We start from the raw sequence: 22518 nt of genomic DNA, 5'->3' as shown, positions 1-22518 counted from the left end.
TTGGGCTTTCATTGAATTTTCATAAATTTACATCCAATTCTTAGCCCTTCGGCTTCATTAACATCACAAGGAATTAGTCTCGCTTATCCCTCTCCGTCCCTTTAGCGGGCTGAATCCTTCTTTATGTTAATAGAAATATTTTTATATTTGTTAATTTTAAATTTCTATGGTGGAGATGATCCCTCATTCTGATGTGGGCGCTGCCCAAAAGGGTGGGGGTGAAAATTGCAGAGATGTGAGCCCTATGCCGTTGGGCTCAAAGGAGTCCCATGACCCACCTACCGTGAAACTTGGTAGGTGGTTGAGGGCTAAGTCCCTACACCAGATCATGATTGAAGATAAAATGATTGAAATGATGGTATAGGGACAAACGGTAACCCGCAGAGACACATTGCCACCTTTCGGGAAACCTATCCACATGTGGTATCAAGCTTTCTGAAAAATACTTTGTGTATAAAGTATATAAATCTCATAGTTTATTGGTAACTGTTAGCAACGACTTATCAGAATGAAGTAAGGCAAAATTTAAGCTTGTTGATAATGAAAGCACTACTTAACCCTACGAATAGCACTTATGGGGAAATCGTTATATTTTTACGTTAAACAGATGTAGAGATGTTGTTTTATTAGCTGAAAAATTCTTTGTGATAAACGAAATAAAGTAAGGGAGTAGTTTCTAGGTATTTGTTATTTCATGAACAAATATTATAATATGGTATGGTAAGGGAATTACTCAAACTACTATACTAAGTTAGTTTTTATAAATCACACTACCATTACATTATGGCCTTTTGCATAACCTCTTACGGTCTTACTTATCCTTGATCCAGTTAAGACTGGGACGATGTCCTTTCCCTTATACTCCTCACTAATTACTTTAACCTTAACTAGTAAACTATCAACATCCTTAAACTCAGCCTTCATCTTAACCTCAACAACATAAACCTTAGCCTGAGTTTCAACAAGAGCATCAACCTCTCCCTCACCAACCTCATAATGCCTATAAACACTAATAACCTTCTCTCCCGCCTTATCCAAATAATCAACAAAATTCTTAATATAAACCTCCTCAGCAATTAAACCCAAATCACTCCTTGTAGCTTCAATCTTTTTCTCCAAATCCGTCCTAGTATTCTCAATTTTATTCTCCAAATCTTTTCGTGTATCATCAATCTTTTTCTCAAGGTCTATTCTCGTGTTTTCAATCTTTTTCTCCAAATCTTGTCTTACAGTATTGACTTCAGTTTTGAGTTCTGTTTTTGTGTCCTCAATCTTTTTCTCCAGCTCTCCTTTAACTGTAGATATCTCACCCTTAAGTTCTGTTTTTGTGTCCTCAATCTTCTTTTCTAAATCTGCTCTAGTACCTTCAATCTTTTTCTCCAAATCGCCCTTTATTGTAGACATATCTGCTTTGAGTTCTGTTTGTGTTCCTTCAATTTTTTTCTCCAAATCCCCTTTCGCAGTATTGATTTCTTTTATTAATTCTTGCTTTACTTTCTCATCATTAGCTAGTAATTCTTCTCTTGTCTTCCTTATCTCATCCCTCAAACTCCTCTCAACATCACTAATTCTCCTATCTACATACTCATATAATTGTAAATTAGAAACGTAATTTACCACTATTTCTATTTCCATATCACTTAACTGTTCCCCCTTTTTAATCTTCTCGGCGATCTTATTGAGGAATTCAGCAAACCACTTTTTAAATTCTTCAGTCATAAGTAAAACTTAATAATAGAGTAATAAAAACTTTAACATTTTCCTTAAACTAGAACATTATCACCTACGCTTTTTTATATATTTTATGAAGTGATAAGTGTTGTTTTTCATCAATCTGACATGAGCTTCACACTCTGAGATTTTTTAAGAGCTTCATATGCAAGTTTCCGCACCGTTTAATTTAAGCTGTAGTTATAAAAAAGGCTATATAACTCTTTACCTAGATTTATATTAAATTGATATTTTGGATTAGGTTCTCGCTTAAGTTTAAGGATGAAGTAATCGTGCAGCCCTTTACCTCTAAAGTCTCCAGGATTGTGATGAACAACTACCCTTCTTATGTGAAGATTTCTGAGAGTAGTGAGCCCTTGAAGCCGGTTAGGGTTACAGTAATCAAGGATGAAGAAGGGAGATCGATATTTAAGGGGATGGACAAAAATGTATTGAGGCTCAAGCCCCAAATCAACTACTTTTTTGACTTGACTAGTCTAGATATTAACCTCTTCGAAGAAATTGTATCTAACCCTTATTTTAATACTAAGGTTTACAGTACTGAGGCTTCTGTTGAAGTTGGAGAGACTAAAGTGTTTGAAGAGGTAGAGATAGAAGATTCTAAGGCTTATAAGATTGAGTTTAAGACCCCTACTCTGATCCAACCTCCTAGACCTAACTTTAAGAGGAAGAAGAATAGGTATTTACTATTCCCTTTTTCACCTTACTTTCTGGTTTCAATACAGAGGCATTGGAATAAATACCAAGAAAAGAAGATAATAATAAGTTACAGTAGGGCACTTTACTATTTTAAAGAGGTTGATTACAACTTAAAGCCCGTTACGGTAATTTACGATAAAAGTAAGGTAAGGGGATTTGTGGGATGGACACTCTTTACTTTAGAAGCTAGGAAGAACAGCTCTTTAAGGGAAGGAATTAGGAAGTTGTTAGCTTATTCTAACTATATAGGAGTGGGTAAATCTAGGGCAATAGGATTCGGAGAGGTTATGGTAAAAGGTGTTAGAAAGTGAAAGTGTTTCCAACGGTATGAATATAGAATAGATTGTGAATTCATTAAAAAGGTGTGAGAGAGAAGATTTGAGGATTTGCATTAAAAAGGAAATACATGATACTCTAAATATAGTATCTTTATAAGATGAAATATTTATGCTTACAGTGAAGATATTCAAAGATCATTTCAGGTTAATTATTAAGTGAAGTTTGGATTCGATAGAATCTTATTATACTAATATTATTTATAAGGAAGATTGCAGAAAGAGCAAAGAGGAACCCCATTGCCCCAATATGGTGGCACCCTCGCCACCTTGCGGGGTTGGAGTTCCTCCAATATACTGGTATATCTTTTGGGTAATTAAAGTTATCTCTTAAAATGAGTGGGGGGATTTACTCTTTTTAAGACCTTAAAGACTCTTCAATTACGTTCCGTACAGCTGTTGAAGTTATCTTAGTGACTATAAGAAGAGGAGTATCATTTTTTAATTTATTTAATCCTAATTAGTATTTAGGGACTCAAAATAAAGCGACTTCACTGAATCAGAGATTAAACCCCTATAGATCTTTATGTGGTAGCCGCTATTGCCGTTTAGGTTAACTGATGTTCACACTCCTTTAATGAATGTATGTTTAGTATGAGAAGCAGAAGAGAAGTAGTTATAACCAAGATTATATTAGCGTAAAAGTTCTATGATTTTTAAATTAAGCGAATATAAAAGGTACAACCTAGTCTGGTACTTACGATATTTTCTAGTATAAAGATTAACATTTTACAAGAATAAATCTGGAATAAATAACTAGTAACTATATTACTAAAAATGTGGACTTATTAAGATATACAAAGAAAAGCCGTTAAAATGTGCAAAGTAGCATTATCACTACTTATGTGCCCTTATTATAGGGTGATTATGTGTTAAAGGACAAGTTATTTTACTTGCATGTGTTTACCCGTGGCGTAACTTATCTTTACTTTTAATTACTTCTAATTCCGCCACGGGTACCCCTCTTAAGAGATCACACTCACCCTTAACTCATTGGGGCTAGTCGAGGGAAACACCACTACCCTCCCATCCCTATTTATCACTCCCAAAACCTCGTGAGCAAAGCCCGTCATCAGTAGAGAGCCCATCAACACAAGATATTGAGGTAATACTATTAAACATAATCATAATAAAGATATTAATTAAAAATAATTAAAAGTATTTAAAAGTTACGTAAAGATGTTAGCAGTCTGTGTAATTTAAAGGTTTTCTGTTTTCCTTTAAATTTTAAGTATAAAAACCTAAGGTTACAGAACCTACCCTATCTCTTTAACGGTACCACGTGTAAACTACTAATATAACAGTTCAGATCGTATTCACATCTACATTTCCATTAGTTGTATTAACATGTATTACCGGTGGAGGATGTGTCACACCAGAATATGTAACTATGCGTATAGAGGGTAGGGCTGTTATTTCAATATCTCCGTTCCTTGTATTAAGGTAATAAGTCAAGTTGAAGTATTTGTTAACTATCATGAAAATATTACCGTTCGTGGTAGAGGCTTTAAGGTAATTCCCTATAGCATTTTTTAGCTCTATATTTCCGTTTAGAGTCTTAATTAAACCGTGGAAGAAGTAAAAGTCTTCAGCTTTGATATTTCCGTTTACACTATTAAGTTTAATTACAGATGTATTAGTATTTATCAACATCACGTTTCCGTTTATATCATTTAAGTAAATACTCATGGTTTATATTTTCTATCTCGACATTTCCATTATTTACTTTAATATCAGCGTTCTTGAAGTTTATATTTTCTATCTTTATATTACCGTTATCTAACGTAACATTTATGTTGTTAAGCACAACGCTTGGAAGACAAACATATATAGTGAAATTATAAGAAGTATCGAAGCCTAAACATGGTTGATTTAATCTTAGTGCTACTAATAACGTACCGTTTACCTCTCCATACAATAAGGTACAAATATTACCAGATAAGAAAAATCCCTCCGCCATTATATGGATTATAAGCTTAGGATTCTGACTCTGGGTAATTACAACATTTCCCACATCATTATTTATCACAATATTATGTAAAGGTAGTTTTAACGGCATCACATAGTTTTTATTTACTGTTACATAACCGAATACATGGATCATTAGGGCTGTTACAATTCCGAGAACCACTATAGATGTTATTAGAATCACTAATACTATTCTTTTCATGAAATCACTAAAGAAAATTAAATATATAAATTTTTATATAATAGGGCTTGAATAAATCAGCTCTAAACATAGATTCGTTCTAAAGAATATAAACAACTCAGAGAAGACTTTTACCCATATTAACCATATATTCTTTTTCTTATTGATGCAAAGCGAAATTGTGTTTATAGGGAATAATATTCAGTTGCTCCTATTATTCAATATATTAAGCAAGCTTTTTACTCGTCATAATTATTACGAAAAGGCATATACTTATTGTTACACCTGGTTATAGTTTAGAGTGAAACAACGTCTTTTCAAATTATACAGAAACCTTTTCCATGGAAAATCTTACCTTTAAAATGTCTGTAAAGTGTAATAATAAGACTTAAAAAGCTAGATCTTGGAATTACATAAAATAATAAGGAGAAGATTTTGCACTTCAAAATCTAAGATAAAATAATGCTAAAATATTCTATGACTTTTTATTATGAAAAAAAAATATTAGAGATTTTCATTCATTTTTTGTTATGGTCAATAGTAATGTGAGGAGGATAATAATTGAGATATTGTTAATACTAATGTTTTTAACATTTTTATCTAATCTAAACTCAATAATAGTTGCATATGTTAATACAAATACCAACGTAGGTTATGTGAAATACACATTAATACTGTACAATAATACACTACTACAAGGTAATGTAATAAGCCCTAAGAGTGATCTTAGCCCATTTGGTATTTTATATGATCCTAGTAACGGATACATATACGTTGCAGATTCTGGGTCTGATACGGTATCTATAATTAATTCTACTACAAATCATGTTATAGCTAATATAACAATTAAAGGGCATCCATGGAGTCTATTGTATGATCCTTCTAACGGATACATATACGTCACAAGTCTAGTAAGCCTATTTGTTATCGACCCTTCTACTAACCAAGTAATAGCGAATATAACTAATGTATTACTTTCTCCATTACAAGTACTGGATAATATGGTTTATGATCCTTCTAATGGTTATATATATATCACAAGTAGTTCTATATTATTTCCAGTATTTGTTATTAACTCCTCTACAAACGAAGTAATTCATGGAATAAAACTCGGAGGAATCCCTCATGATATTGTAATTCCATCAGGTATTTTATATGATCCTAGTAACGGATACATATACGTTGCAAACCCTAGGTCTAACTCAGTTCTTGTCATTAATACTTCTACGAACAAAGTAATAGCTAATATATCTGTAGGACAAGATCCATCGAATATGGTTTATGATCCTAGTAATGGATACATATACGTTACAGATTTTAAGTCTAATACAATTTCTGTAATTAACTCTAGTAGCAACACTGTGATAGCTAATATATCCATCAGACAAGGCCCGTTAGGTATTTTATATGATCCTAGTAATGGATACATATACGTTACAGATGCTAAATCTAACATGGTCTCAGTTATCAATCCTTTAACAAATCAAGTAATAGCGAATATAACAGTTGGAAATTGTCCGACAGGTATTGTTTATGATCCCTCTAACGGATATATATACGTAACGAATTCTTTATCTGGGTCTATCAGTATTATTACTACTGAAACAGCTACATCTACACAAATGATACAAACTAATTCTACTGAAATGTCTGCAAACCTACCTATTACATACATCATAATAGGTGTGGTAGTGATAGTAGTTGTAGTTGGGTTAGCGGCGGTATTAATTAGAAAGAGATGAATACTTTTTACTTTTTCTCTTTGTTCATTCTTGACTGCTATTAATTGACCATACTGCTTTCATTAATTCATTTCTGTGTTTTTTCAATATTACTTTTTAATGCTTTACTCTTTGATAGAAAAATCATTTAATAAATTGATACTAACAATGTACTATCAAGGAGTTTATCTCATTTTCCATTTTTCCAAATTTTCAATTTATAATATCGTATAGTATAAAATATTTTTATAGTGCCTTGTGAAAGAGTTATATATGTTAAGACCTTTAACATCTGCTGAGGCTTATTTACAAGAGGCTGATGAGCTTTTAGAGAAAGGAGATGTTGTGCAAGCTTCAGAAAAATACTATAAGGCAGTAGAGGAGGCAATAAAAATTCTAGCTGTGGAAAATAAGATCAGTACTTTAAATGAGGCTAAGGCTAAGGGGAGTTGGGATTTGGAAACACTAAATAAGGCTATTAATGAATTGGCAAAAATATACGGTGAAAGAATTATCATTGATTGGTCAGCCTCTGTAAGTTTAGTCACTACAAATTTAAGCCCTAATTCAATAAAAGACGTTGTAAAATACGTGAGAGACATTGTTAACCTCGCCTCAGCAAATAAGAGATTGGATTAAAGAGGCTGATGAGCTTTTAGAGAAAGGAGATGTTGTGCAAGCTTCAGAAAAATACTATAAGGCAGTAGAGGAGGCAATAAAAATTCTCTCAAGAAAATATAATTTAGGTGTTGTAAAAAGATTGAGACACGGTAGATGGTCCTCAGAACTTCTATTTGATGCTGTAAACGAGCTAAGAAGTGATGAAGTTAAAGAGATCTGGTATATAGCTTGGGAACTCCACGTAGATGGATTTCATGAAATGATATTAACAGAAGAAAGACTAAGATTAGTAAAGGATAAAATTAAGAAAATTTTGAATTATTTATAATATTAAGAGAATAGTTCTGTCTATTTCTGTTACTTGTCGAAAGTTCAAGTCTGTGTTAGTGAAATTAGTTCACAATTTGGAATATTGTTTAGTTGTGGTTAAAAGTCAATGGTTCTAAAACTACATAAAAGTAATAGAAGATCTCACCTATAAAACCCTAAAAAGTATGTCATGATTATCTATTGGAATCTGGAAGTACAAAGGATTTTGATGACTGGATTACTTTTTTACTAATAGTAACTTAAGGAAATTCCCTTACCATAAAAAGTTATAATATTTATTCAGAACTAATAAATACTTTGAATTCTCTCCCTTACTTTATTTAGTTTATCACAAAGAATTTTTCAGTTAATAAGACAATATATCTTACTTATGTTCAACGTCACGTAAAAATGTAACGATTTCCCTATAAATGCTATATAAATTTTATTTTTAAATAACTCTTGATTTTAAATTTAACGAAAAATTACTAACGTAAAAGATGAGGAAATAAAGTATCCAACAAAGCACTTATAGGATTTAAAAGATTCAAAAAGAGTGAGAGACCTAAGTAAGATATGTAGTGAAGGTAATAAATAATTTAAACTACGTTACCGATATTATATCGGTACCGTATGGTTAAGTTTGTATTTGGTAGAGAGTTAACAGAAGAGGATGAGTTTTTTGATAGGGAAGACTATGTTAATATTTTACTTAGTTATATAAATAGAAGACAGCCCGTAACAATATTAGCTCCTAGGCAAGGGTTATAAGGTTATCTCTATGTAAAGACTTCACAGTCGGGGCAAAGGATCTTTGATTGTTAGGTAACTGTAGAAAAATACTGTAATCTTTTCACATAAGTGTTTTCTAAAACAATATTTACTCTTCATCTTTCTATATTATTTGAGTACATATAAGAGGAAATATCATTTTTATTCTACTATAATATTTTCACATTTTTGAAATTGATCACTGTTTAAGGACAGTTCAGAATTCTTGGTCTGGGACCATGAGAGGAATTGGAGGAATTAAAAGTTATGCCATGGGTAAATGCAGGAAAATCTACGAAACGTGTCTTAGAATAATTTTTTATTTTCTTACTTAACTTTACCTATATGGTAAATGTTGAAAGATATGAGATATTTTTAGATTTTAACGAGTACAGTTATGAGGGAATGGAAAAAATAAAAATGAAAAGTGATGGGGAAAAAGTTGAATTAGACAGTGTGGGACTTGAAATAAAAGAAGTAAAAGCCGATGGTAAGCAAGTAAAGTACGAGACCAAAAACGAGAAGCTTATAGTCTACTCTAAAGTTAATGAGGAGCTGGAGATAAGGTTTAGTGGAAAGGCGGACAATAAATCAATATTAGGCATATATGTTGCTCCATATGACGGAAACTACTTAATAACTACGCAGTTTGAACCAATATACGCTAGAAAGTTCATCCCATGTTTTGACTCTCCAGATATGAAGGCTGTTTTTAAGTTATCTGTTAGGGTTAATAGGGGTCAAAAGGTCATTTCTAATATGCCAATTATCAGCATTAGAGATGATGGTGAAAAGATAGTTTATGAATTTGATGAGACTCCAAGGATGTCAACTTATTTACTGTACTTAGGTATAGGGGATTTTGAAGAGATCAGTGATGAGAGTAAAAAGCCTAAAATAATATTGGCAACAACACCTGGAAAATCTAAACGGGGAATTTTTGCAATTGAAGTTGCTAGGAAGGTTATTGATTACTATGAAAAATATTTCGAAATTCCTTACCAGCTGCCAAAGCTGCACCTAATAGAAATCCCGGAGTTTGCTGCAGGTGCTATGGAGAACTGGGGCGCTATTACTTTTAGGGAGAGTGCTTTACTAGCTGATGAGTCTTCATCTGTTTCTCAAAAGTTAAGTGTTAGTGCTGTTATAGCTCATGAATTAGCCCACCAGTGGTTTGGCGATATGGTTACATTAAAGTGGTGGGACGATTTATGGCTTAATGAAAGTTTTGCCACATTCATGGCTTATAAAAGTTTAAAGGAGATATTTCCTCAGTGGGAAAGCGAAGGGCACTTTATCTATGATGAAACCTTGAGTGCATTAACCGAAGATTCTTTACTTAACACTCATCCAATTGAGACACACGTTAAAGATCCCCATGAGATTGAGGAGATGTTCGATAACATCAGTTACGGTAAAGGTGCGAGTATTTTGAGGATGATCGAAGCTTATGTAGGTGAGGAAGTTTTCAGAAGGGGTGTTGTTAATTATCTAAATAAGTTTAAGTTCTCAAATGCTTCTGGAAGTGATCTGTGGAATTCTATTTCAGAGGCATATGGTTCGGACATTTCGCAAATAATGGCTGAATGGATAACGAAGCCTGGATACCCTGTAATTACGGTCAATGTTGAAGGTGATTCTGTGGAGTTCTTTCAGCGTAGATTCACGTTGTTGAATGTGAATGATAGTACTATTTATAAAGTGCCTTTAACCTTTGAGGTTAACGGAAAAAGACAGACTTTGTTGCTTGACAAAGAAAGTGTTAAGTTGAATTTTGACAATGCCGTGAGTTCGATTAAGGTTAATTTGAATAGAACTGGATTTTATAGGGTCTTATATAAACCCTTTGAACTCTCATTTTCATCTACACTTAACAGTTATGAAGAGTTGGGGTTAGTTAATGATTACTGGAACTTCTTATTGGCTGGATTGGAATCGATAAAGACTTATTTAACTCTCATTAAGAGATTCAGTAATACACGAAACTCTTTCTTATCTAGAGAGATTGCCTTCGAGCTTATGACATTATATTATATAAATAAGGATAAATATTATTCGATAGCTAGGGACTTTCTGTTAAACCAGATAAAGATATATAGGAATGCAAAAGACGATCTGGGTAAAATGGCTTATTCTAGTATAATTAGATCTCTGGCTATTGTAGATGATGATTTTGCATTAGGTCTCTCTAACTTGTTCCAGTACTATGAACAGCTAGACAGTAATATAAAGGGAGCTGTCGCGATAGCTTATGCTATTTCTACATCAGATTTTAACGGGTTGTTGGATAAGTATAAGTCTTTTAATTCTGATGAAGAGAAACTAAGAATGATAGACGCTATAACTAATATTAGGGATAAGTCAATTGTGGAGAAACTTGCAATGTTAGTATTTAATAGGACTATAAAGTATCAAGAGGCACCACATGTTATAAATTCGCTTTCAAACAACCCGTATGTTAGAGAGGAATTATGTAACTTTTTGCAAGGTAATTTCGACATGATAAAGCAGTTTGTAGTGACTGTTGCCGGGATGTGGGGGTTATTTTACATTATAAGAGGACCTATGATTATGTGTGGTGTTAATAAGCCTGAGGAGACTATTGAATTTCTTGATAGGATAAAGACTAAAGAAATAGCTAGATCTGTGGAAATAACAAAGGAGTATATAAAGGTATACAATAGAGTAAAGAATTTAGATCTATGAAGTAATTTTTGTTAATTAGATAATTTATTTTTTATATGAAAAGTTAATCAAACATAGATTTTATTAAAGAAAGATTAAGTATGCATTAAGAATTTCAGATACTTGATAGAAGAACCTATAGAATAAATAGACATTCAACTTTAATTATCCAAACATCTTCTCCAAGAAGATTAGAGCAGGTAACAGTAAGTCTACATCATCGTCTATCTTATATATTGCATGTCCCAAATTAGGAATTACATGTAAGTAGAAGGTTTTATTATTCTCTTGGAGTTTCTGAACGTATTTTAACACGGGCGTTAAGGGTGTTCTTGTATCGTTCTGAGAGTGTATTATACATAGGGGACATTTTACATTATTAACATAGGTAATGGGTGATCTATCTTCCATGAGTTCTAAATTCTTTCCCATAAATAAGGTCTCCATAAAGCCCTTAAAGAAGGAATCAGATAAATCATACATTTCTACCCAATCAGCTACTGAGGCACCGGCAATACCAAAGTCCCATTTATCCGGTACCTTACCCACAGCTAATAGAGTCATATACCCTCCATAACTATACCCCATAATTCCTATTTTCTCAACAATTCCCTTTTCAATTGCGTAATCTCTAGCAGCTATTACATCACTTAAATCTCCACCACCCGGATCTCCAATATCCATCAAGTTAAATTTACTCCCATAACCCGTAGAACCTCTAAAATTAGGTGCAATAACATTATACCCTAGTAAGACTAGCGGTGATATCAGTAAATCCCAACTATTATCTACTTCAGACCATGGACCTCCATGAACGTAAACTATTCCTACCTTATTAGGTTTCCTAGACTTTATAATCCATGTAGGGACTTCAACATTCTCATTTTTTATTTTGACATATTCTACCTCTCCTATGTTAACGTCTTTATTATTTATTACGACATCAACCTTATTTTCCTTTAAATCATATTTATATACCTTATATGGAGTATTAAGGGAAGAAGCTGCAAAGTACACATTATCCCCTATTTTAGTTGCACCGGCAATTATACCAGAAGGGTTATTTAGTAATTTACCATTAAGGAATAATTTAGATTCACCGTCTCTTTTAGCTATAATTAGAGAATCGTCTGGGTTATAAGATATTTCCACAGCCTTATAACTATATATGTCTTTTTCTGGGAATTCTACTCTCTCATATTTCTGAAAATCAAAAGTGTAAATCCAGTAAGACTCTCCTAGATTCTCATAGTCGCTAACCAGATATATTTTATTATCTTTTATATAGTATGCAATATTCATGCTCCCGTCTTTTGGAGTAAAAATTCTCATGTTACCACTCAAATCGGCTACAAAGAACTCTTGAGATCTTGGATTTCCTTTTAAAATCCCAAAACCGAGTATGTAATCTCCGCTAATATCTGTCACGAATGAGAAAGGAGGAACGTTAACTAATTTCCTAATTTTCCCTCCTTCAATAACATAAAGTGAGGATTCGTTCTGAGAAGCACCTATGAATGCTATGTTCTTATCGTCATATGCTAACGAAAATATTCTTATCTTGGGTGAAGCTACTTCGTACTCTTCTCCTTTTAGGTTGGTAATATAAATTGAGTGTAACTCTTTCCCCTTCACCACATCTCTAATAAAGGGGATAAAGTCTAACTGAGGTTTAGGATAAGGAGACCCAGCTATAGGCTCCTTAGTCAACACTCTTAGTTTATCTCCTTCTAAAATTGAAATATTTACTTTTCCTTCAGTAGTTGTCAACAATACTGGTGTATCTTTCAGTTTTCCAATTACAGCATAAATAGGAAGGCTCACTAATTCTTCAAGAGTTTTTACTATCTCTGAGTATTCCATAATGTTTAGTAAAAATAACAATATAAAAGATTATTGATAAAAATTAAGTATAAAGATGACCCAGTTTAGCTGATTCTATAATGGACTGTGATATACAGAGTTATGTCGTGAACAAATGCACTTATTGTAACAAAATAAGTCATACGCGGAATGAAATATTAGAGGTTTAATCCACTGTAGAGATTATAGGGCTAAATTAAGACATCGCACACTCATCTACTATTAACCTTATAAATTACCATGGTATTATGTTAAATAATGGAGTCAATTAACGAGAAAAAGATTATAGGTCGATTCGGGTACAATACGTTTGAAAAGGGAAAAGAGTATTATAATGAAAATAGAGTTCTATCAGCTTTTTTAGACGGTAATCATTTACAAGGCCTAGTTGTGGGGACCAAGGTCTACAGAACTAGTGTGTCACTTTCGGACTTATCTAACAAATGTAGCTGCCCGCTAAGAGGAGACTGTAAACATGTAGTAGCACTCCTCCTATTCTATCTGAGAGAAAAAGACAAAGTCGTTAATATACCTAAGTTAAAGGATAAGCTGATGGAGAAGAGTAAAGAAGAGTTAGTAGACCTAATAGTTAAAGCTATAAAAGGTGAGGATATACTATCACTAATTCAGCATAGCGAGAAAGAAATAAAAATAACTTCTATCCTGAGAACCTTTGAACGCGGTAATGTTGACGAAATGACTGTTCAGAATATAGCTGAGGTGATCAGAAATTTTAAACACAAAATTTCCAAAGAGGACTTGTTTACTCTTCTAGAAAAAATAACGTTAGAGTGTGAAGATTTCGGTTGCTTTTACGACGATTATCGTGATGATTATTATAATGAACCTCTTTTTGAGGCTATCGGTGAGGCGTTAGTTGAAAAGGACTTAACCCAAGAAGATATTGAAAGATTAGGGAAAATAATAGATCAAGATGAATATGAATTAACTACCCCATTACTCGATGTGTTTGTTAGTAAAGCTGAAAGAGATCCTAAGTTCTTTACCCTAGTTAAGAAAATCTTACCGTTTGGATATAGAATGAATATCGTAGTTGAGAATAAGATGTATGATGAGGCGAAGAACATGCTGGAAGATAAAGATCTCGATCTCTCTGAGAAAATGGAATTACTAAAGCTTATAGACCCAGAAAAAATGCTCCAATTGGCTGAAGAATACAAAATGTACGATATAATAGTAGAATATTTCATTGAAACGAACGATTATGAAAAAGCTAAGATGTATATTAAGAGGATCATTAATGAGGATAAAAGGGAAGAGGTGCTTCATATTATCTCAAATTATCTTAGTTTTATCCTACAAGATAGAGAATTGTCCAATATAGTTGCGAAGTACTTGCTTGATATAGGGAACATTTTTTCAGTGAGCAAACTTTACAACAATATTGATGACAAACTAAAGGACATTTATGCCGAAAAGATACTAGAATTAGAGGATTTCTTTTCGCCTGAATTTTTAGATGTTATATGTGAAAGGAAACCGGAGAAGTTGAAAGATTACTTACTTAAGTTTGTCGAAAGCGAAGTTGGTAGAGGATCTAAAGTATATGATTACATAGCCTCTGTGCTAAAATCTGCGAAGAAATGCATGGGCAAGGAAGAGTTTAATAGGCTATTGGACGAGATTAAAAGTAGATATTATACAAGGTATAAATTAATGGAAAAGATAGACGAGTTGAGAGATAATGAATAAACTAAATCTTATTATAAAACCGCTATGTGAGATTTTTAAGGGACTGTTCTAAAAAAATCATGAAATTCGATAAATGTTTGTAAAGTTATATCATAAAAATGCAAGATTCCCCTAAGCGGAATCCTTTTAAAAATTAACTCTCATTCTTTAATTATGGTCAAAGTACACGTATGTGCTGTAGGAACTTCATTGTTAAAGAACTCACTGGACGAGGATAGCGTAAGGAAAGAAGTTGAAAAGCTAGGGCTAAAAGATTGGGATAAGCTAAGATTTGATGATGATAGACAAAATAGGATAAAACAAAATTTTGATCCACTTAAAAGCTTGTTATTCAACTTCTTAAAGAGCAAAGGTAAAAAAGCTTCGGCTGAGTTAGATTCATTGTTTTCTGCTTTCGAAAAGTTAAAACAAACTAAGGATGAAATTTACGTCTTACTTTATTCTACTAACACTCCTAACGCACAATTAGCAGGTGAGGCAATAAAGGATTATCTTAAAGAAGAGGGAATTAGATCTGAGCTAGTTACAGTAAGTACTATATCATCTGAGGAGACTTTCTATAAAAGAATTGAAGATTTATTTGATAAAGTAGTATATAAGATATTGAAATTCAAAGAACAGGGAGACTATGTGTATATTAATGCGACTTCTGGGTTAAAGCCTGAAACCATATTTCTTACTTTAGCAGGCCTTTTGGCTGGTGCCGATCTGATATATTATAAGTATCAAGAATTTGATGAAGTAGTAATTCTCCCTTCTCCTCCTATAACGATTAGTCCTAAATACCTAGAATTGCTAATCAGATTTGCTAACTCTGGATATACATTATCTGAGATGAGAGCTGAAGAGCTTGGGATTCCAGTAAGAATACTTGAGGAAAAGAACCTTGTTGAAAGGAAAGGAGAGGATGCTTACAGATTAAAAGATTGGATAAGGAAGTTGTTAGGTATTTATTTGCCTATAGGAATTCAAAATAATTACTACAAGGTTATTGTTGAAGGAGAGGGTGAAAAGGTATTTTATAATGAGGTAGAAGCTTATGACTTTATGGAAAAAAAGAGGAAAGAAGGTAAAAAAGTGAGGGTCGAGGTTCCGGATAAGGTGTATTTCCTTGGACTTTGAGTTAGAAATTGAGGGCGTAAAAGTCAAGGCTAAAATTGACACAGGTTTTGATGAGGAGATGATTGTAACTAAGGAAATTTTCGACATGATACCGTACGATCCTTCTGATGGACCAAGAATTTGTACTGCTTCTATGGAATGTTACTCTACCTTCGTAAAGTTGGCCAATACTAAATTTCTTGGAAAAGTTATCATAGCTGAAGTTCTCAACTCCCCTTTCATAGAGAAGAATATAATAGGAGAGAAGCTTCTAAGAAAGGTAGGCGCTATTATAAACTATAAAAATAGTAAGGTAGAAGATACCTGATTAGAGAATATGTTTGTATTAGTTATTTATGGTTTTAGTTTAAAAGTGAGGTATTTTTAAAATTATTTAGTAATTTTCTGAATATTTTTCTACAGAACATAGATGTATAATTAAAAATAACCATTATGCAACATATACTACACCTTAAAAAGGAAAATAATTAAAAATGTCCGCTAGTTTTAGGTTTTGTTTGTTAAGTAAGTAGCGAAACTTATTCCCCAGATAATTTCTGGATATACTATCATCCTTTCCATTCCACCTGGTCCTAAAGGTCCGTAATCTTTTAACACGTATAGAACTAAAGAAATCAGAGTTATTAATCCTAATACAGTCCAAAAATAGTTTCTCCTTATCGAGGTTAATATAGCACTTATTCCGCCAAAGAGAAAAGCTAAAAGTGCCCCAATTAGGTGAGGTAACCCAGTAGTTTCGGGGAAAATTCCGACTATTGCGGAACCCAAACCGATTAAAAATAACAAAGGGTAATAGTATGTCCTTAGTAGCAATGAACCTAACATAACCAGAATGCCCATAACTACAATAGAAGTATTGAATATGATTGCGGTTCTACCAACTCCTAGATCACTTATATAGTTATATTTTACAGAATAATTTGGGTATAAGATTTCTGCTATTATCATAAGCAACAAAAATTGTGATATACCAATAAGAATCATGTATCCCGATATTTTTATTCTGTCCATACTCATATGCAATTACTTAAAATTAAAAATATTCGTACGCTTGTAACAACGGATAAATTACTTAGTTAAACTTAGAAGAGAATTCACAATCATGAAGAATATTTAAATATTATATTCCTCTATCTACAGAAATTCTTCAAATCTCTTTGAGTACTGTTTTTATTTCTTCAATATTCATTGGAGTATACTCCATAGCTAATTTAAGATAAATATTCTATATTATAAACGATTTACAGCCTCCTTTTATGTAAAATACAAGTAGTTTTAATTTCTTTTATAAGTTCTAGATCTTGGCTAAGAGAAATAATTTTAGATTTTATTAATTATTGTGTAGTATTTCATTTAAGCTAAAAATTTATAAGATAATGGAGGAGAAAATGCATTGCTTGAATAGAGTACTCAAATGTAAGGTAACGCAAGAAAATTACGTGAGTAAAAATAGATATTGTAATAGAAGCATTAAATTATCTGTGTCAATATTACCTTTAGAAGCTACGATATAAAATTCTCCTTCATCTTTTAAAAGTTCAGCTATTTTCTCGATCTTTTCGTCAGAAATTCTATGGTATTTAAACCAGATCCCATTGATCATTCTCTCCTTATAGTTTTGTAATACTTTATCAGTTATCACGTATTTCCCATCCGATGTCTTCTGCAAATAATCCTCCTTTATAAGATCGTTCAGCACTTTAGATAGACCGGCATCCGACATACCAGTCAGCTTTCTAAGTTCCGTGAAGGATCTTGGTGTTTTACAGTGTTCAAGTATTAAATTTCTCTTCACGATATAAGATTTATTCTCTCCCCTTATAATCATTGCAAGTCCCTTACCTCACTTTTTATGATACTGATAGACTTTATGGATTCAAATCCTTTTTTAACCTTTCCATAATTCCATTTCACTTTCTTCAACTATAACTCTCTGTTTTTCATAATCTAGCAATTAGCCCTTTTCCTTAAAGTTTGGTCTGTCTCATTAAGTACTTTAATATCATTCAATATTACATGCTTAAGTTTTCCGTCATTAGTAACGCTTACTGCTACTGACTTATCTCCAAGATAAATGCCGTATAGTTTATGTACAAATTCACTATTATCCTTTCTATTCTTTATCTCGGTAATTTTCACTTTCCAATTATCTCCAGTAATTTCGTTGAATACCTGGTTTCAAGGTTTATTTTATTTTTAAATTAACGCTTAAATTTGACAAAAACTTACGAACCTAAAATGGGAAAAATGAAAGGTCTAAAAAGCATATTAACATTAAAAAGAATTCATCCATAGCTTTTAAGGAAGTATTCTTATTGGATTGTGACACACTTCTATGAGCATCTCCGCAAGTAATAAGGACATTAATCCTCGCCAGAGCTTAATTTTCTTCGTTAAAGCTTATTCCTTATTTTAAATTACTGAAAATAACTCTCACATACATTTAACAAAGATTTAAGATAGCTAACTTAAAATTACTACTAACTTAAGAAGGGATAACTTCTCGGTTAATTAAAACTTAATAGAAATATATTCCATAGTAACCTTAATAAAGTTTTTAACGCTTTTCCGTTAACTATGACTTATGGAGGAGTTAATAAAGAGGGCTGAGGAGAAGGGGATTGATGTTGAGGATCTTATACTTTCAGCATTATCTAGAGTGGATCCTCAAGCCGGAATTAGGACTAGGTTGGAGTTAGCTAAGAAATATCTATCGGAAGCTGAAGAATATCTTTCTAAGGGAGACATTGTCTTGTCCTCGGAAAAAGCTTATAAGGTGGCTGAAGAATTAGTAAAAGCCCTAGCTGAGAAGTTTAACTTACCCGAATATCAACAAGCAGTTAGAGAAGGGAGATGGTACACTTATAGTTTAACTAATGCTGTTGCAAAACTTTCTCTAAAACTGGGGGATTGAGTCAAAATTGGGTGGAACTCAGCCTATATTTTACATGTTTGGGGATTTCATGAAGGAAAACTAGACTTAGACACTGTTAAAGTTATGATGAGTGACATAAAGAAGATGTTAGAAGAGGCTGAAAAGAGCTTAGAAATAACGTAGAAGAGAAGGTATTTCATGAACTTATCTAAAAACGCAATTAATGGATTAAATTTATCTGAAACGAGCTCGCTCTTCTTTCCTAATCTCAAACCTTTATATCAAGTAGAAAATTAACAGTTGATAGAAGTATTCTTTGAAAAGGCTAAATCAATTAATTAGCTGCCCTTACTTATAGGAGAAACAGTATTTAATTCCATTACACAATCTTTTATATATGGTATCCCTCTTCACTCACTATAATAAAGATGTGGTCAAAAGGGAAATTTATAACTTCTCAAAGCAAAGATGGATAGCACTTTACGGAAATACAATGTACCGTTACGATAAAAAAGACAATCCCTTAACGTTTGAGAATGAAGATGATGTTCCAAAGAAAGTCCTTATGTTTAACGCTAGGACAATCTATGCCACAGCAGGGAAATATGAGGTAGTAAACAGAGAGAACGTAAGTAACGATAAGCTTATTGCTTACACACCATTCTTTGACATCGATACTAAAATTGACAAGTGGGAATATGCAGTTAAAGCTGCTGAGATAATTGTTTCATATCTCGAAAAAGAGGGTGTAAATAAGTCAGTTTACCTATTGTGGAGTGGTGAGGGAATACATGTTAGAATAAACGAAAGAGCTATAGGTAAGAGTTATGACCCTTTAACTGCAGCTCATTCAATAGTTCAGTACGTTATAAATAAGACTAAAGGTGATCTTCAAAAGCTTTCTGAAAGCTCTGGTGGTGTTTTAAAAGTAGAGGATTTAATAGATGCAAAAAGAATATTTACTGTTCCGCTCTCCTTCCACAAGGAGTTAGATTACGTTACAGTTTGTTTTTCTCCAGATAAGTTAAGTAAATTCTCACTGGAGTGGGCTAAGCCAGAATCCTTTATTCATGAAGAGGGGTTATATGAGCGGTTTGAGGAGAATGAAGCTGAGGACTTGCTGATAAAAGCTATAGCAGAATATAAGCCCACTCATGAAAGTGTTAAGATAGAAGAGAAGAAAGAGATAGAAGGAAAGATCGGAAGATTTCAGGTTATGGGAATTCTACAAGCTGCCAGATACTATGTCCTTTTTGGTGATTTAGATAAGGCTAAATCCTTTGGCTTAAATAGGGCAATATTTTACGCATGGGCTAAACACTACGGAAAAAGTTACGTTCCAAAGACATCAAAAGGTAAGTATAAAGTTCCTATTGAAGCAAAGAGTGATAGAAAACTAGTTAACATAGCGGGTGAGGAAGTTTACCAAGATGTGGAAACTGGTTATTTCGTTATAGGTGATAAACCTCAAAAGCCTGAGGATTATGATAAGGAGATTAAGGACAAAATAGATCATATAATACCTTATGAAGAAGCATGGAAGGCTTCAGTAGATTATGTTTCGTCATTCTCTAGGCAAATACTAATTAATCAAAGAGAATTTTACGAGAAGGTTTATCTTCCAGTTAGGGATACATTTGTGGAAAAAGTTGTGAGAAGAAAGAAAAGTGGAATTGATGCATTTATATAATAATTCCCATGGCTTTTTTGCTTTCTACAATAATTCTTAAACTAGATAAATTACAATATTTGTGATTTAGATACAATATTTATCTCTTATTTATTAGAAATTACATCGGCCTGTGCCCTAATGCTAAATCACTCTCCTTATAATAAGTAGATATTTTTATATACTTTAGTTTATAAAAGGGAAGTTAATTGATATCTATAGTATTATGAAAATTTGGGGTACGATAGACTGTTACAATTCTTCTGAATTGTTTTCAGCACATACAGGGAAGTTAGATAGAGAAAGATTAAAAGGACAAAAGGAAGTTAATTCCACAAAAGAGGTGATATGGAAAATACTTAATAACTAATTATGTCCCTTAATTTCCATTAGAAAGTTTAATTTTACTTTCTATTTTGCATAAGAATAAATTCCCTTAAGAAAAAGTAGTTACAGCTCATGATAATGAACCTACGGTCAATTTCACGTGAAAATGCTTCTTATCGAGACTCAGAAAACATGCTATTACAAAAGACCTCTCCGTTTGTCCCTACACTTTCATTTCACTCATGATTGAGTGTAGGGACTTAGGCCTCAACATGGGACTCCTAGGAGCCCAACGGCACGGGGCCCGTATCTCCTTAATCTTCCCCATCCTTTTGGGTATAGCCCACATCGGTGTGAGGACTTATTTCCGTCATAGAAATCTAGAATTAACGAATATAAAAGATTTCTATAAGCATAAAAAAGGGTTCAGGCCACCTATAGCGGTTTAAATCTTCCTCTCGGCGAAATAATGTACTATCATCGGGTCTAGTATTTTGTATATACCTCTTTCTTCTTTTTCTACGTATCCATATCTTATAAGTTGTGCTAAAGCCCTATTCACAGCCCATATGTTATTCCCTAGATCTTTTGGTCTTCCTTTACCACCTAAATATGCTAATTTCCTAAGGACTGATCTAGCTGAAGGGGAAAGTTTTCTCAAATCACCTTCTATTGCATTAATCACGTTCTCGTCATAAGGTAAACTATTTAAAATTACATTAACGGGCTTTCTTTCCACGACAATTTTTATACCTACTAGGTTGAGCCATGCGGGGAAACCGTCCACATATGACACAATCTCCTCAACTTCATTATCGTTAACGTTAACTCCCTCTATTTCAAACCCTTTTTTAAGGAACTCCTTTGATTTCTCCTTATCAAACGGATTAACCCTCATTAAATAAAAGAACTGATAAAAAGGTTGGGTTTTAGTATTTATGATCTCTTTAAGCATTCCAGTTGCAGAACCAGAAATAACGTAGGTTACGTTTTTATGAAACTGCCACTTACTCCTCATAATGTGAAATATTTCAGGCGAGGTTTGCTTTGCTAGCTTAAGATATTGAAACTCATCAAGAGCTATTACCATCCTTTGAATACCTAGTTTCTCAGCTAATATTTGAGGTAAATCCAACATCCTGGAAAGCTCTTCACTTAAATTCTTATTCCTTTGTGCTTTATCTAGTATAACTTCAATTAAAGCAGTTAATTCTGGTACGTTAAGGGTTACTTTGATCGCACCAAGCAGTTCCCTAATCTGTTTTAAATAACTTTTGGTCTTTTCTACGAACTGAAACTTGAAACCTGCGAAAGAATAAGCTGTGGTTGTAACATTACTTATATACGCCGAGACGAATTCTGCTAAATTGAAACCTTTTTCTCCTCTGACAAATTCCTCTACCGAAATCAAAACAAAAGGTAAAGAAGATTTATTAAGAGAGGCTAATAATATTGAGGTTTTTCCGATCCTCCTAGGGCCTATTAAGCTTACTGGCTGACCGTTTTTCATAAATCGTACCAAAGTATCTATCTCTTGATCTCTGCCAAATGGATTAGGAGTTGGAGGTCCATATATAAACCACATTTTGCTGGTACCAGTAAAATGCTGGTACCAGCAATTTTAAACTTTTCCCAGTTTAATAAAGTATGGCATCGTTTTTAGAAGTCTTAACATATTTACGTAACTTTTTAGCCATTTTTAATCACTTCTAATCCTCTTAAAGCTAACAAATAAGCTGAAGTCATATGCTTATCAAAACATCTCACCCCCATAATCATCTTCTTTAACATAAATCTAGCAGATATAAGCCTCACTATTCATTTTTTAGCCTCATTAGTATAGTAATAATTTAAATTTGGAGAATTTATATCATGTTTTGATGATGAACCTGACCGGGAGTGATAGGTGATATAAGGCCAGCTTTCTG

20 protein-coding genes and 2 pseudogenes are annotated in these 22518 nt (G+C 33.0%); 13 read left to right on the top strand and 9 right to left on the bottom strand.

Annotated elements, in window-relative coordinates:
- Positions 1-175 precede the first annotated feature (175 nt).
- Complete coding sequence (locus STK_RS09800) at positions 176-364, top strand: hypothetical protein (protein WP_052846987.1); 189 nt, start codon at positions 176-178, stop codon at positions 362-364.
- Positions 365-765: 401 nt separating this feature from the next.
- On the opposite strand, the gene STK_RS09795 is transcribed toward STK_RS09800, so the two are convergent.
- Positions 766-1719, bottom strand: coding sequence for a hypothetical protein (locus STK_RS09795; RefSeq protein WP_010979819.1), 954 nt, complete (start codon positions 1717-1719; stop codon positions 766-768).
- A gap of 236 nt (positions 1720-1955) precedes the next feature.
- Here STK_RS09795 and cas6 point away from each other — a divergent pair, with 236 nt between their 5' ends.
- Positions 1956-2741 carry a CRISPR-associated endoribonuclease Cas6 gene (gene cas6 / locus STK_RS09790; protein ID WP_069168154.1) on the top strand — a complete coding sequence of 262 codons (786 nt, stop codon included), beginning with the start codon at positions 1956-1958 and terminating at the stop codon, positions 2739-2741.
- 927 nt (positions 2742-3668) lie between these two features.
- On the opposite strand, the pseudogene STK_RS15730 reads toward cas6, so the two are convergent.
- The 3 genes and pseudogenes from STK_RS15730 to STK_RS15895 all read right to left on the bottom strand — a co-directional run bounded on the left by STK_RS15730 (position 3669) and on the right by STK_RS15895 (position 4935).
- Positions 3669-3887 (bottom strand): annotated as a pseudogene (locus tag STK_RS15730) (hypothetical protein).
- A gap of 183 nt (positions 3888-4070) precedes the next feature.
- On the bottom strand, positions 4071-4454 hold the full coding sequence (locus STK_RS15900; RefSeq protein WP_010979817.1) for a DUF4097 family beta strand repeat-containing protein: 384 nt from the start codon (positions 4452-4454) through the stop codon (positions 4071-4073).
- Positions 4435-4935 (bottom strand): DUF4097 family beta strand repeat-containing protein, encoded by a 501-nt coding sequence (locus tag STK_RS15895; protein WP_010979816.1) that lies wholly within the window; start codon positions 4933-4935, stop codon positions 4435-4437. Before STK_RS15895 ends, STK_RS15900 begins: the two co-directional genes overlap by 20 nt.
- Positions 4936-5444: 509 nt before the next feature.
- Between STK_RS15895 and STK_RS09775 the strand changes: the two genes are divergently transcribed.
- From STK_RS09775 to STK_RS09760, 5 genes are all read left to right on the top strand, one after another.
- The gene (locus tag STK_RS09775; protein WP_010979815.1) at positions 5445-6656 is read left to right on the top strand and encodes a YncE family protein; all 1212 of its coding nucleotides are present in this window, start codon (positions 5445-5447) and stop codon (positions 6654-6656) included.
- Between the two features lie 252 nt (positions 6657-6908).
- Positions 6909-7274: a PaREP1 family protein gene (locus tag STK_RS09770; RefSeq protein WP_052846642.1), complete on the top strand. Its 366-nt coding sequence runs from the start codon at positions 6909-6911 to the stop codon at positions 7272-7274.
- Positions 7237-7584 carry a PaREP1 family protein gene (locus tag STK_RS09765; protein ID WP_069168153.1) on the top strand — a complete coding sequence of 116 codons (348 nt, stop codon included), beginning with the start codon at positions 7237-7239 and terminating at the stop codon, positions 7582-7584. Before STK_RS09770 ends, STK_RS09765 begins: the two co-directional genes overlap by 38 nt.
- A 614-nt stretch (positions 7585-8198) precedes the next feature.
- Positions 8199-8336, top strand: coding sequence for a hypothetical protein (locus STK_RS15340; protein WP_232616463.1), 138 nt, complete (start codon positions 8199-8201; stop codon positions 8334-8336).
- A 345-nt stretch (positions 8337-8681) separates the two neighbouring features.
- The gene (locus STK_RS09760; protein WP_010979812.1) at positions 8682-11042 is read left to right on the top strand and encodes a M1 family metallopeptidase; all 2361 of its coding nucleotides are present in this window, start codon (positions 8682-8684) and stop codon (positions 11040-11042) included.
- A 144-nt stretch (positions 11043-11186) separates the two neighbouring features.
- Here STK_RS09760 and STK_RS09755 read toward each other — a convergent pair whose 3' ends face one another.
- Positions 11187-12884, bottom strand: a complete 1698-nt coding sequence (locus STK_RS09755; RefSeq protein ID WP_010979811.1) for a S9 family peptidase — start codon at positions 12882-12884, stop codon at positions 11187-11189.
- A 258-nt stretch (positions 12885-13142) separates the two neighbouring features.
- Here STK_RS09755 and STK_RS09750 point away from each other — a divergent pair, with 258 nt between their 5' ends.
- The 3 genes from STK_RS09750 to STK_RS09740 all read left to right on the top strand — a co-directional run bounded on the left by STK_RS09750 (position 13143) and on the right by STK_RS09740 (position 16026).
- Positions 13143-14597 carry an SWIM zinc finger family protein gene (locus STK_RS09750; RefSeq protein ID WP_010979810.1) on the top strand — a complete coding sequence of 485 codons (1455 nt, stop codon included), beginning with the start codon at positions 13143-13145 and terminating at the stop codon, positions 14595-14597.
- 153 nt (positions 14598-14750) lie between these two features.
- The gene (locus STK_RS09745; RefSeq protein WP_010979809.1) at positions 14751-15719 is read left to right on the top strand and encodes a CRISPR system ring nuclease; all 969 of its coding nucleotides are present in this window, start codon (positions 14751-14753) and stop codon (positions 15717-15719) included.
- Entirely contained in the window at positions 15709-16026 is a 318-nt protein-coding gene (locus tag STK_RS09740; protein ID WP_052846641.1) for a clan AA aspartic protease, read from the top strand. Before STK_RS09745 ends, STK_RS09740 begins: the two co-directional genes overlap by 11 nt.
- A 179-nt stretch (positions 16027-16205) precedes the next feature.
- On the opposite strand, the gene STK_RS09735 is transcribed toward STK_RS09740, so the two are convergent.
- The 3 genes from STK_RS09735 to STK_RS15720 form a co-directional block, all read right to left on the bottom strand.
- Positions 16206-16730: a DUF998 domain-containing protein gene (locus tag STK_RS09735; protein WP_420825180.1), complete on the bottom strand. Its 525-nt coding sequence runs from the start codon at positions 16728-16730 to the stop codon at positions 16206-16208.
- A 424-nt stretch (positions 16731-17154) separates the two neighbouring features.
- A complete protein-coding gene (locus tag STK_RS09730) occupies positions 17155-17547 on the bottom strand; it encodes a hypothetical protein (protein WP_010979807.1) in 393 nt (130 codons plus the stop codon).
- A 119-nt stretch (positions 17548-17666) separates the two neighbouring features.
- Complete coding sequence (locus STK_RS15720) at positions 17667-17858, bottom strand: hypothetical protein (protein ID WP_232616461.1); 192 nt, start codon at positions 17856-17858, stop codon at positions 17667-17669.
- 445 nt (positions 17859-18303) lie between these two features.
- Here STK_RS15720 and STK_RS09720 point away from each other — a divergent pair.
- The 3 genes and pseudogenes from STK_RS09720 to STK_RS15335 all read left to right on the top strand — a co-directional run bounded on the left by STK_RS09720 (position 18304) and on the right by STK_RS15335 (position 20633).
- Positions 18304-18777, top strand: a pseudogene (locus STK_RS09720) (PaREP1 family protein).
- Between the two features lie 214 nt (positions 18778-18991).
- Entirely contained in the window at positions 18992-20284 is a 1293-nt protein-coding gene (locus tag STK_RS09715) for a hypothetical protein (protein ID WP_010979805.1), read from the top strand.
- Between the two features lie 205 nt (positions 20285-20489).
- Positions 20490-20633, top strand: coding sequence for a hypothetical protein (locus STK_RS15335; protein WP_198429678.1), 144 nt, complete (start codon positions 20490-20492; stop codon positions 20631-20633).
- 402 nt (positions 20634-21035) lie between these two features.
- Here STK_RS15335 and STK_RS09710 read toward each other — a convergent pair whose 3' ends face one another.
- Entirely contained in the window at positions 21036-22175 is a 1140-nt protein-coding gene (locus STK_RS09710) for an AAA family ATPase (RefSeq protein ID WP_010979804.1), read from the bottom strand.
- Positions 22176-22518: the final 343 nt, after the last annotated feature.

The organism is Sulfurisphaera tokodaii str. 7, from assembly GCF_000011205.1.
In the GTDB taxonomy this organism is placed as follows: Archaea; Thermoproteota; Thermoprotei_A; order Sulfolobales; family Sulfolobaceae; genus Sulfurisphaera; species Sulfurisphaera tokodaii.
Note: the sequence above shows the minus strand (reverse complement) of the source record. Positions and strands in the feature narration are given on the sequence as shown.

Excerpts from the sequence above, each read along its gene's own strand:
- STK_RS09750 (WP_010979810.1), top strand. The coding sequence starts at position 13,143 with ATGGAGTCAATTAACGAGAAAAAGATTATAGGTCGATTCGGGTACAAT.
- STK_RS09710 (WP_010979804.1), bottom strand. The coding sequence starts at position 22,175 with ATGTGGTTTATATATGGACCTCCAACTCCTAATCCATTTGGCAGAGAT.
- STK_RS09775 (WP_010979815.1), top strand. The coding sequence starts at position 5,445 with ATGGTCAATAGTAATGTGAGGAGGATAATAATTGAGATATTGTTAATA.
- STK_RS15895 (WP_010979816.1), bottom strand. The coding sequence starts at position 4,935 with ATGAAAAGAATAGTATTAGTGATTCTAATAACATCTATAGTGGTTCTC.
- STK_RS09760 (WP_010979812.1), top strand. The coding sequence starts at position 8,682 with ATGGTAAATGTTGAAAGATATGAGATATTTTTAGATTTTAACGAGTAC.
- STK_RS09730 (WP_010979807.1), bottom strand. The coding sequence starts at position 17,547 with ATGATTATAAGGGGAGAGAATAAATCTTATATCGTGAAGAGAAATTTA.
- STK_RS09745 (WP_010979809.1), top strand. The coding sequence starts at position 14,751 with ATGGTCAAAGTACACGTATGTGCTGTAGGAACTTCATTGTTAAAGAAC.
- STK_RS09755 (WP_010979811.1), bottom strand. The coding sequence starts at position 12,884 with ATGGAATACTCAGAGATAGTAAAAACTCTTGAAGAATTAGTGAGCCTT.
- STK_RS09795 (WP_010979819.1), bottom strand. The coding sequence starts at position 1,719 with ATGACTGAAGAATTTAAAAAGTGGTTTGCTGAATTCCTCAATAAGATC.
- STK_RS09735 (WP_420825180.1), bottom strand. The coding sequence starts at position 16,730 with ATGGACAGAATAAAAATATCGGGATACATGATTCTTATTGGTATATCA.
- STK_RS15335 (WP_198429678.1), top strand. The coding sequence starts at position 20,490 with ATGAAAATTTGGGGTACGATAGACTGTTACAATTCTTCTGAATTGTTT.
- STK_RS09800 (WP_052846987.1), top strand. The coding sequence starts at position 176 with ATGATCCCTCATTCTGATGTGGGCGCTGCCCAAAAGGGTGGGGGTGAA.
- STK_RS15340 (WP_232616463.1), top strand. The coding sequence starts at position 8,199 with ATGGTTAAGTTTGTATTTGGTAGAGAGTTAACAGAAGAGGATGAGTTT.
- STK_RS09770 (WP_052846642.1), top strand. The coding sequence starts at position 6,909 with ATGTTAAGACCTTTAACATCTGCTGAGGCTTATTTACAAGAGGCTGAT.
- STK_RS09715 (WP_010979805.1), top strand. The coding sequence starts at position 18,992 with ATGGTATCCCTCTTCACTCACTATAATAAAGATGTGGTCAAAAGGGAA.
- STK_RS15900 (WP_010979817.1), bottom strand. The coding sequence starts at position 4,454 with ATGAGTATTTACTTAAATGATATAAACGGAAACGTGATGTTGATAAAT.